The 10,897-nt window shown below is 60.6% G+C and carries 9 protein-coding genes; 1 reads left to right on the forward strand and 8 read right to left on the reverse strand.

The features are described 5' to 3' along the window. Positions 1-281: 281 nt before the first annotated feature. A complete protein-coding gene (locus tag VFU66_RS07360) occupies positions 282-1,814 on the forward strand; it encodes a sigma 54-interacting transcriptional regulator (RefSeq protein WP_326445597.1) in 1,533 nt (510 codons plus the stop codon). Between the two features lie 793 nt (positions 1,815-2,607). Here the strand turns inward: VFU66_RS07360 and VFU66_RS07365 are convergent. From VFU66_RS07365 to VFU66_RS07400, 8 genes are all read right to left on the reverse strand, one after another. After that, a complete protein-coding gene (locus VFU66_RS07365; protein ID WP_326445598.1) occupies positions 2,608-3,849 on the reverse strand; it encodes a vWA domain-containing protein in 1,242 nt (413 codons plus the stop codon). A gap of 72 nt (positions 3,850-3,921) precedes the next feature. Then, positions 3,922-4,593, reverse strand: a complete 672-nt coding sequence (locus tag VFU66_RS07370) for a class I SAM-dependent methyltransferase (protein ID WP_326445599.1) — start codon at positions 4,591-4,593, stop codon at positions 3,922-3,924. Between the two features lie 120 nt (positions 4,594-4,713). Further along, a complete protein-coding gene (locus tag VFU66_RS07375) occupies positions 4,714-5,394 on the reverse strand; it encodes a hypothetical protein (protein ID WP_326445600.1) in 681 nt (226 codons plus the stop codon). A gap of 103 nt (positions 5,395-5,497) precedes the next feature. Then, entirely contained in the window at positions 5,498-7,075 is a 1,578-nt protein-coding gene (locus VFU66_RS07380; protein WP_326445601.1) for a sulfatase-like hydrolase/transferase, read from the reverse strand. Positions 7,076-7,142: 67 nt separating this feature from the next. Beyond that, complete coding sequence (locus VFU66_RS07385) at positions 7,143-7,370, reverse strand: hypothetical protein (protein WP_326445602.1); 228 nt, start codon at positions 7,368-7,370, stop codon at positions 7,143-7,145. 162 nt (positions 7,371-7,532) lie between these two features. Continuing rightward, complete coding sequence (locus VFU66_RS07390) at positions 7,533-8,081, reverse strand: NUDIX domain-containing protein (protein ID WP_326445603.1); 549 nt, start codon at positions 8,079-8,081, stop codon at positions 7,533-7,535. A 3-nt stretch (positions 8,082-8,084) separates the two neighbouring features. Beyond that, the gene (locus VFU66_RS07395; protein ID WP_326445604.1) at positions 8,085-10,244 is read right to left on the reverse strand and encodes a CocE/NonD family hydrolase; all 2,160 of its coding nucleotides are present in this window, start codon (positions 10,242-10,244) and stop codon (positions 8,085-8,087) included. 31 nt (positions 10,245-10,275) lie between these two features. Beyond that, the gene (locus tag VFU66_RS07400) at positions 10,276-10,497 is read right to left on the reverse strand and encodes a CDGSH iron-sulfur domain-containing protein (protein ID WP_326445605.1); all 222 of its coding nucleotides are present in this window, start codon (positions 10,495-10,497) and stop codon (positions 10,276-10,278) included. Between the last annotated feature and the right edge of the window lie 400 nt (positions 10,498-10,897).

Below are 10,897 nucleotides of genomic sequence, written 5' to 3' on the forward strand. Positions count from 1 at the left end.
CTCACCCCGTAGCGCCTTTTGCATTTCCATTCCGCAGCGCAGCGAAGGAATCTGCTTTTCCCTCACCGGCCACAGATGTTCGGGTGCCCCATCCATGCGCAGCTTCATCGCGCATGGGTGGGAATGAACACTCTCCACCCCATTCGCATCTCCATTCCGCAGCCCCTTTGCATTTCCATTCCGTAGCCGAAGGCGAAGGAATCTGCTTTTCTCCGCCAATCCGAGTGCGCCACCCAGACCCACCGCACCCTCACACCCCCGCCAAACATCTATACTTAGATATGGCGACCTCACTGCCCACCACTCTCGGCGCACTCCGCAAAAGCGAATACACCCCCGCCCGCCTCGCCCGCAGCGTCAAGGACGAACTCCGCGAAAACCTCATCGCCAGGCTGCGCACCACCGCAAAGTCGAAGGACCCGCTCTTCCCCGGCATCGTCGGCTACGAAGACACCGTCATCCCGCAGCTCGTCAACGCCGTCCTCTCGCGCCACAACTTCATCCTGCTCGGCCTGCGCGGACAGGCCAAGTCGCGCATCCTCCGCGCCCTGACCACGCTGCTCGACCCGCACACTCCCTACGTTGCCGGCTCCGAGACACGCGACAACCCCTACGCGCCCATCAGCAAGTTCAGCCGCGACCTCATCGCGCGCCTCGGAGATGACACCCCCATCGCCTGGCTCACTCCCGAAGACCGCTACGTCGAAAAGCTCGCCACGCCCGACGTCACCGTAGCCGACCTCGTCGGCGACATCGACCCCATCAAGGCCGCCCGCAGCAATCAGGACCTCGGCAGCGAGCTCACCATGCACTACGGCCTGCTCCCCCGCGCCAATCGCGGCATCTTCGCCATCAACGAGCTGCCCGACCTCGCCGGAAAAATCCAGGTCGCCCTCTTCAACATCATGCAGGAAGGCGACGTGCAGATTAAGGGCTACCCCGTCCGCCTGTCGCTCGACGTAGCCATCGTCTTCTCCGCCAACCCCGAGGACTACACCGCCCGCGGCAAGATCGTCACGCCGCTCAAAGACCGCATCGGCTCCGAGATCCGCACGCACTACCCCGAGAACATCGAGGAAGGCATCGCCATCACCGCGCAGGAGGCATGGTCCGCGCGCAACTCCTCCAACATCGAAGTCCCCCACTACATCCGCCAGATCATCGAGCAGATCGCCTTCCACGCCCGCGAAGATAGAAAAGTAGACAAGCGCAGCGGCGTCTCCCAGCGCCTCCCCATCAGCACGCTCGAACTCGTCCTCTCCAACGCCGAGCGACGCGCCCTGCTGCACAACGAGCAGCTCGTCGTCCCAAGAGTTGGCGACATCTACACCGCTCTCCCCGGCATCACCGGCAAAATCGAACTCGAATACGAAGGCGAGATGCGCGGAGCCGACACCGTCATCCGCGAAATCATCCGCCAGAGCGTCGCCACCATCTTCGACCAGTACTTTAGCGACACCAACACGCAGCAGATCGAGCAGTGGTTCAACCTCGGCGGTACGGTCCAGCTCAACGACGTCCAACCCGCCGCTGCCTCGCTCTCCGAGCTGCAACAGATTCAGGGCCTCATCGAAAAACTCGCCCCACTCAAGATCACCGGCAAGTCAGCACCCGAAACAGCCGTCAGCGCGGCCGAGTTCCTCCTCGAAGGCATGTACGCCCACAAGCGCATCAGCCGCGCCGAGGAGCGCATCTTCGCCGCAGCCGAAAAGAAGCAGCGCAACGACCAGGCCATCAACTACGCCGAACAACTGCGCGAAAGCGAACAGGAAGACTTCACCTCCCGCACCCGAACCCGCCGCGGCTTCAACTAACTTTCAAGTCATCGGGGGCATTGTCATTCCACAGCACCCTTTGCATTGTCATTCCGCAGCATCCTTTGCATTGTCATTCCGCAGCACCCTTTGCATTGTCATTCCGCAGCACCCTTTGCATTTCCATTCCGCAGCACCCTTTGCATTTCCATTCCGCAGCACCCTTTGCATTTCCATTCCGCAGCGTAGCGGAGGAATCTGCTGTTCGTACCTGCACCAACTCCTGAGTTGTCATCCTTCCGCCTCTTTAGTTGTCATCCTTCCGCGAAGCGGGAGGATCTGCGTTTGCCTTCCCTCAACCCGCCACCAACACCCGGGTGCCCCATCTTCGCGGCGGCTTTATCGCCGCTAAGGTGGGGTCACGACCAAACCGCCTCACCACGTCATCTCGACCGAAGGCGGCCCTTTGCTCGCCGCTAAACGCACGTCATCTCGCTCGAAGGCGGCCCTTTTGCCGCCGCAGTGGAGAGACCCCCGTATTCCTTCCCGGCCAGCACCTAAACCCCGTCAAGCCCCCATCTCTGTGGAAAACCCCACAACCCATACACCCAAAGCACCTTACCCTCATGCCCAAAATGGCGGTTCAGTTCCCCTCCATCCCTTAAAATAAAAACATGCCCCAGTCAGCGAGCCGGGCCGCGTTTTTTACCAGGCTTACACAGTAAGCCAAGCAGAATGAATATTTTGCGCGATCAGCACCAGTAAAATCAGTATCTTGCCGAGATACCCCCGCCCTAAGTCCTTTGTTAGAAGGAATTTGCACAAAAAGTAGGGGGGGGGGGGGGTACCCCTGCTAATGGATCGTCTTCATCCGCCGAGACATGAAATCCATCAGCAGATAGTTCCCCAGCGTCTGCGGAGTGGTGAAGTAAGCCTTGCCCCGGCACATCGCACTCACCTGCTGAACGAACTGCACCAGCGAGTACTCCTGAGCCAGCATGAAGGTGTTGATCATAATGCCCGACCGTTTGCACCGCGAGACCTCCTCCAGCGTCTCCGAGATGACCAGCGGATCGAGCCCAAATGCATTCTTATAGATGCGTCCGTCCGCCAGCGTCAGCGCGGAAGGCTTGCCGTCCGTAATCATCACAATCTGCTTCATGTCCTTGTTCTGCTTCGCCAGAATCCGCTGCGCCAGCCGCAGCCCCTCACGAGTATTGGTGTAATGCGGCCCGACACGCACGCGAGAGAGCTGCGAGACCGGAACCTCCTCAGCCGAATCGTGGAACAGCACCAGATTCAGCGTGTCGCCGGGAAACTGCGTGCGGATCAGATGCGAGAGCGCCATTGCCACGCGCTTGGCCGGAGTAAACCTGTCCTCGCCATAGAGAATCATCGAGTGCGAGCAGTCGAGCAAGACGACCGTTGCACACGAGGATTGATAGTCCGACTGATGAACATGCAGATCCGAGTAGCCGATGTTCATCGGCACCCGCTCCTCACCCTCGACCGCCGTGCGAATGCCCTCACGCGCGAAGACGCTTGAAAGTGTCGCCGTGATGTCGAGGTTCAGCGTATCGCCGAACTCGTACAGCTTCGTCGAGCCGTTGATCTCGACCCCCGCCGCCTCGTGCCGAGTATCGTGCCGCCCCAGGTTCGATCTGCCCAGCGGCCCCAGCAGGTCGCGCAGGGCCTTGTAACCCAGAAAGTCCATCGCCTTGTCCGTAACCTCGAACCGCGCGGTCTCGGCGTTGCCCGCCGTGCCCTGGCCGGTCTGCCCGGGCTGTTCGGCGTTGATAAAGTTCTGTTCCTGCATCTTCTGGATGATCTTGTCGATCAGCTCCTCGATCTGCTGCTCGTCGAGCGTGTCGTACTTCTCCTGCGACGCCTCATCGAAGATCTCGCCCGATTCGAGCGCCTGACGAATCGCCTCACGCAGGTTCTCCAGCGTCTGCTCATTGAACTCGCTGAACTGCGAGTATGGATCGTTGAACCCGGAGTCGAGCAGGAAGTCTGACAACGCCTGCATCAGGTCTTCGAGCCCGAAGCTCGATGAAAGGTCGCCGGTAAATTTTGTGTAGCGAACGCGCTTCATGGTTGTCACCAGTTTAGACGCGGGCCGCAGCCGCAGGATTCCAAACTGTGGCCCGATCATGTCCGCAAACGGCTATGCGCGCGTTCCCGCCATGACAGCAAAGCGGTTGTCCTTGTACCAGCAGTCCGCATCCTCGAACCCGGCTTCACGCATCCAGCGAAGTTGCTCCGCCACTGGCGAGCAGCGGTCCTCCTGCTGCCGGAACAGCGAATCCTCAACCTGCTGCTCGGTAGCACCCGCTTCCCTCACCTGCCGGAGCCAAAGAGCCTTGTATCGCGCATCCAGCTCAGCAGTCGGCCCGGCCACCTGCTCTGCATTGATGAAGACGCCGTTCGGTTTGAGCGCGCCATGCATCTTCTTGTAGACAGCACGCTTGTCCTTGTCATCCAGATGATGGATCGAGAGCGACGAGACCACGGCACAGTAGTCATCGGCAACCGGCGCGGCCACATAATCTGCACGTTGATAGGTCACGCGCGGGTCGTTGCCCATGCGGTCCCCCGCAAGAGCAAGCATCGGCGCAGAGAAATCGATGAGATGAATGTGCGCGTCCGGGAAGCGATTACGAATGAGCCGAGTCAACAGGCCCGACCCCGCACCAAGATCGAGAATCGTCTTTGCCCCGGCAGGAATCAGGTCGATGGCCCAGCGATAGAAGGTGTCGCAGCCCGGAATCAGCAAGGAGCGATCACGGTCGTAGGTGGAGGCGGTCCGGTCGAAGACTTCTTTGGTGCGATTGATCATCTCTTTCTCCTTTAGACAGGAGTATAAGAGATTCAAATAATACTGACGTACATTATAAAAATTACGAATGATTGTATTGAGAGAGAATGGCCTCGATTGGAGACGCACTCTGATCCTGATCTATTGAACGGTGACGGTGAAGGTCGTAGAGGCCGCGATGTTCGGCGTCGCGTGCGCGTCGGTCCCCACCAGCGTCATGGTGTAGGTGCCCTTGGGAGTCAGCAGCGGCGCGGCCGTGCTGCATCCCATCGCAAAGCCCGCTAACGCAACCAGCACCAGCAGGCACGATAACCGACGCAGCTTGTGCGAACGACGGCCCACCAGACCCACCGCGAGAAAGCCGCCCAGGGCGATGCCCAGCGGAGCGGAGCCCGGTGCGGAACTCATTGGCCGCACCGCGCCGATGGTCGAGCCCCCGTAAGGGTTCCCAATCGAGTCAGGAGGACAGTCGAAATTTCTGGTAGCCACGGCCAGGCTGCCGACGGTCGTCGGATTGATGCCGCTGACATTGGAGTAGTTGGAAAGCAGGACGCACCCATTCGTAAATGAGGGCGATGCCCCAGTGACCTTGAACGTGATGTCGCCCGTATATCCGTCGATTGGAGTGACTGTGATGGCCGAGCTGCCCAGCGTGCCCTGCTGAACGACCTCGTTGGTGGCCGAGATGGTGAAGCTGCCAATGGATCCCCAGGCTGGGCTGGTAACGAGCAATGCAAGCGCAAGCAGCCACCCGGACCGCTTTGCCAACCGAATATATGTGAGCAGGATCTTCATCTTCCAGTCTGAGCCCCGCAAAGGCATGATCTCTTCACGCAAACGGGTGCCCATGCGAAGAGCCTATCGTTCCGCCCTGCCATTCTTCGATACCACTATGGTGGAGGGGTGGCGAACTTCCGTTCCCCGGCTACGGCTGCTGCACCCATTGCCGTAACTGAGCGGGCGTCTCCAACCGCCCCGCAAACATGGCGTCAAACATCGCCCGCGTGCGGAGGGCAAGATACCGGCCATCGATGCGCTCGCCCGTATGCTGCTTCGGCAGCTTCACGATGTAGGCCGGGCGCGGATCGAACTGGCCGCCGTGACTGGCAGCGTTGTCCTCGGGCGTCCATCCGGCGGAGTGGTCCCAGATGAGGCTGGTACGCCATGAATGATCGCCCATCACCACCACCGTGTCCCGGTCCCACTCGCCGTCCCGAGTGAGCAGCGACTCCACGTGGCCGAGATACTGGTCGGCCAGCGCAAGGTTGTCGATATACGACGTGTGCCTCAAGGCCACCTGTCCGGTTCTCCGGTTATAAAACCCGGTCGGGTGCGGTACCGGCATGTGGAGAAGAAGAAAGGTGATGGAGGAGTCCTGAAGAAACGCATCGCTCGCGTTCAGGAGGTTGCGGTAGTCATCGGAGTGCATGTGGATGTCGAGCTGCTCCTCCGTCGGCGGCCCCGGACCCCTGTGGAAGCGATGCCTGAGCGTGAGCGCAATCCGGTGGAACGGCAGAGTGAAGTTCGCGGTGGCCGAGCCGTCCGGCGAAAGATCGGCTGGTGTGTCTTCGCCGTAGGTCCAGTAGCAGTGGTCAAGGACCTGCGGCAGGATGCGGCAGTAGGGGTTGTACCACCCGGCAATCCCGGTCGAGTAGCCGCGGTCAAGCGCGTCCCTGAAGACCGTCTGACGTGGATCGAATGCCTTCCATTTGCCGATGGCGGGATCGTGGAGTCTGGTCAAAAGCCCCGCCCCGGAGACGCTGATGCCATCGACGGGAATACCGGTCAACAGCGAAGGTATCACCTGCCGAGTGAACTTTCCGTCGGGAACGACGTGCGTGAAGACAGTCGATTGGGCCGCCAATCGGTCGAAGGCGGGAAGTTCAAGGCCGGGAAAACGCTGCTCGTAGACCTGCTGATAGGAAAGCTCGTCCAGAACGATCCAGATGATGCGATGACGCGCGGGGCCGGGATCAGCCTCAGCGCGGTGCAGCGGCGGCGACGGATTCAGGTCTCTGGACTGCCAGCCGAACCAGAGGAGTTGTGCAAAGATGGCCACACTGCACAGGGCGAAGACGCCGAGAATAGTGAAAACCAGAGGCAGGGCGGAATCGAACACGCGACGCAACGGACCTCGCGGCGCGACGATGAGCACAAACAGAGTCAGGGCCGCGAGCCAGACCAGAAACCGGAGCCAGTGCGGTACGTCGAACTCGAAGAATCCCGCGCAGGTCTTCAGTACTGACCAGGGCAGCACCAGAATCGCCGCCGCCCAGACGACCCGGCGCAGACGCTCCGTGCGCTCGACGGCCACCAGCACGACCGCGAGCGAGGCCCAAAGCGCCAGCAGATAGACCATGACCGGAATAAAGATGCCCGAGGCCGATCCGACAAGGTGGTAGATGAGCGCGTGACCGGAGCCGAACAGCGGCCCGGTGAGCATCAGCAGGTAGAGATTTGCAAGGGCAAAGGCAGCCGCTACAGGGTGGGTCAACGCTCTCACGGCCGGCTTTCTTTCAGCGGGAGACAGCATGGAATCGATGCGTATGCACTATCTTCGCAAGGAGACATCAGTGAGTATCAGGCACTTCAGTCTCTTCCTTCGCAGACTTGATGAACAGCGCCTTCAGCTTGCGGCGGAAGTAGATCAGCGTTCCCGTGACCGCAGCGCTGATGCCCTGAAACATCAGCAGGCCAGAGCCGGGATCGACATAGGCATACGCTTTGGGCTCGAAGGTGCATCCCAAGGCAACTACCAGCAGCGCAGTCACAACCAGATACGTCAGCTTCCTGGCCATCTCGATTCCTCTTATCGCAACCGCGGTTCACTCCGCCGCAATCGCACTGGCAGTGAAGACGCGCTCCCCGGATAAAAGTTTCGGTTGTGTGTAAATTTGAGACGGACTACGCTACAACCGTCCTCCAGGCCTGTTCGGACGGAACACCGACTGAGGCCGCTGTCAAAGCCGTTCGCGCCACAAACGGTAGAGCCCCCACGCCGCCACCGAGCAGTTATCGACGATGGTTCCGTCAAGCACCATCGCCTCAAAATCCTGGACACGCACCCTGCGCACGACCAGGTCGCTCTCCTCGGGGTCGCGGTCATGCGTGCCCATCGTCAGTCCCTCGGCCAGGAAGACATAGTGTTTCTGGTTCATCACTCCGTAGGCAATCTGGAGCGTTGAGAGGAGGGTCATCCGCTCGGCGGTCAGGCCGGTCTCTTCGCGCAGCTCGCCACGAGCCAGGTCCTCGGGCACGACCTCGGCCTGCTCCCACCCGCCCTGGGGAAACTCCAGATAGGTTCCACCCACGGTGTAACGGAACTGCTCGACCAGATAGACGAACTCACCCTCCGAGGTGCTGTCCAGAGGAATGATGATCGAGGCCGGGTCCTTGTCGATGACGCCGTAGATGCCGCGCTGCCCGTTCGCCCGCTCGATGACGTCCTCGCGGACGCGCGTCCAGGGGTTGCGGTAGACTTCGCGACTGCTGATGGTTTTGATTGACATACTCTACCGGTCAGCCAGAGAGACATCCAGATGCGAGGGATATTGCGCCGAGCCGTAGATCGAGACCGTCTGCGCCTTGTACGCGCTGGCCGGGGCGGTCATGATGTTCGGCACAAACGTCTGCGGATTGCGGTCGTAGAGCGGGAACCAGCTTGACTGCACCTCGACCATGATTCTGTGACCTTTTAGAAAAGTGTGATCGGCCCCGTGCAGACTCCATTTGTACTCCTCGACCTTGCCCGGAGTAATCGGTTCGGGCGTCTCGAAGCTCTGGCGATAGCGGCCACGGAAGATCTCCTCGGCAACCATTAATTGATAGCCTGCCATCGGCGCAGGAGCGTCGTCCGGGTAGACATCGATCAACTTCACCACCCAGTCAGCGTCCGAGCCGGTGGTCGAGGCGAACAGGTCAGCGATGACATCGCCCGCTACCGTCACGTCGTGGTCCAGCACAGGCGTCTCGAAGTTTCTGAGATCGTTGCGCCCGCTGACGAACCGCTGGTCTTCGGCAAGCCACTTCCGCCACTTCGAGCCTTTGCCGTAGGTTGCCTGAATCGGGCGGTGACGGTAAGGAATCGGGTTGGCGGGGTCGGCCACGTAGCTCGTGCTGGTCTTCCCTGCCGCTCCGTTCGCTCCCGGCGCGGTCGTGCTCAGGCTTCCGTTGGGAACCAGGTAGAGCTTTGCGGCGTGGAACCCATCCTTCGGCGGCCAGGCATCATAACGCTCCCAACGGTTGACGCCAGTGCGGAAGCTGGCGACGTTCTTCAGGTCAAACCCGGCGCGGCCCTTCAAGTACTTCTCGAAGAACGGAGCCTCGATGGTCTTGCGGTACTCGTCTCCGGCAGGCTGGCCGAAGTCCAGCGCGCCCAGGTGCCGCGTCGTCGCGCCCCAGCCGCCGTGGTTCCACGGCCCCAGCACCATGAAGACCTCATGCGTTGTGTCGTGCGGCTCCAGCGCGGCGTACTCGGCCTGCGTGCCCCACATATCTTCCTGGTCCCAATATCCACCGACTTCGAGCGTTGGCACCTCGACCTTCGTCAGATGCCACTCGACTGCCATGTCTCGCCAGAACTTCGTATAGGCGGGCTGCTCCAGAAACATCTTCGCGGTAGGCAGGTTCTCCATGCCCGCCGCTTTTGCTGCCCCGGCAAAGTTCACATGCTGGAGAAAGAAATCGAACGTGTCTTCCTTCGACTGGACGGCAACGTCGGTCTTCTGGGCCTCCAGCTCCTGCACGTAGTCGAAGCCGTAGGTCTGGCGGAACGCGCCGTTGTGGAAGAAGTCGTCACCCATCCACACGTCCGTCATCGGAGCCTGCGGCGAGATGGCCCCGACCGCCGGATGTGCATCGATGCCCGCCATCATGGCCAGAAATCCGGGGTAGGAGACTCCCAGCACGCCGACCTTGCCGCTGTTGTTCGGCACGTTCTTCAGCAGCCAGTCGATGGTGTCGTGCGTGTCGGTCGTCTCGTCGATGTCATTCTTCGTCTTGTGCGCGACGATGGGCCGGTTCATCACGAACTTCCCACCTGACTCATATCTGCCGCGAATATCTTCGTAGACGAAGATGTAGCCGCTCTCCGCCAGCTCCGGCTTGATCGCATTCACGATGTCAGAGGTGTAACCATCGACACCGTAGGGTGTCCGCGTCATCAGAAACGGCAGCGGATCCCCGCTCGCCTCCGACCCCTTGGGCCGCAGGATGACTACATGTAGCTTCACGCCATCGCGCATGGGAACCATCGCCTCAGAGCGCGTGTACAGGCGGAAGTGGTTCAGGTGCGCGGTATCGCCGTTGATGCGGACGAATTGCTCCGGCTGGTTCAGCGAGCCGGGCCAGTCGCCGCCCGCACCCTGCGTCAAGCTCTCCACTGCGCCGTTTGCATTGCGCGTGAAGACGAAGCTGACCGACTCCGGCGCGGCGTAGTGGTCCTTCGACTTCTCCTTCAACTCTTCGCGCGGCGAACGCTCGCCTTCTTCGTAGAGCTTACCGCCTTCGCGGTAGACAACCACCAGAACGTCTGGTTCAACTGTATTGCGATAGAGCCCGGCCACGTCGTTCGGCGAAGCGGCGGCCGCCTGCTGCGCATAGCAGGCAGCCTGAGACAGGGCCAGCAGCCCGGCCACGAACATTCCGCAAACAACGCGCGCTTGAATCTTCATCCCGCCTCCACCAACCGCGTGGCTGAGAACTTCAGCCTGCAACCACTGGGGAGGGCGCGGACTGGAACTCAATCCGCTTGTGCGCACCGTCGCAGAAGGGCTTATTTTCGCTGGCCCCGCAGCGGCACAACGAGATGGCGGGCTTGCCCGTGAGGTCCCACGTTCTGCCCTCGGCATCCTGCAACACAATTGGGCCTTCCACCCGCAACGACCCATTCGGGCGGACTGTCACCTTCACTGCTTCTTCCGACATGCTGACTCGCTCTCTTACAAAAGGATGTCGTCAGCATAACAAACCGGGAGTGCCCAGCACGGGTATCCAGGTTGCGGAAAGATTCGTTGATGGCCGCGGAAGCGCATCGCAGGGGCTAAAGAGGGTGCTGAAAAAGTCATTGGCGAAGAGAAAGGCGTACCTCAGCGGCTAAAGCCGCGCTGATCTTGCCGTACTTGCGGCACGGCTGAAGCCGTGCCCTTAAGCAAAACGGATTTTTTCAGCACCCTCTAAAGCCCCAACAATCCATGAAGCATTTACAGCACGGATAAACCCGTACCCTTACGCAAAACGAAACCCTTCCGCAGCCTGTATCGGCGGTCAGGCGAAATCGACTTCGACCTCGTCCACGTAGCACCAGCCCCAGTCCTCGCCGGGCTCA

Origin of the sequence: Edaphobacter sp., assembly GCF_035763405.1 — a bacterium.
GTDB lineage: Bacteria > Acidobacteriota > Terriglobia > Terriglobales > Acidobacteriaceae > Edaphobacter.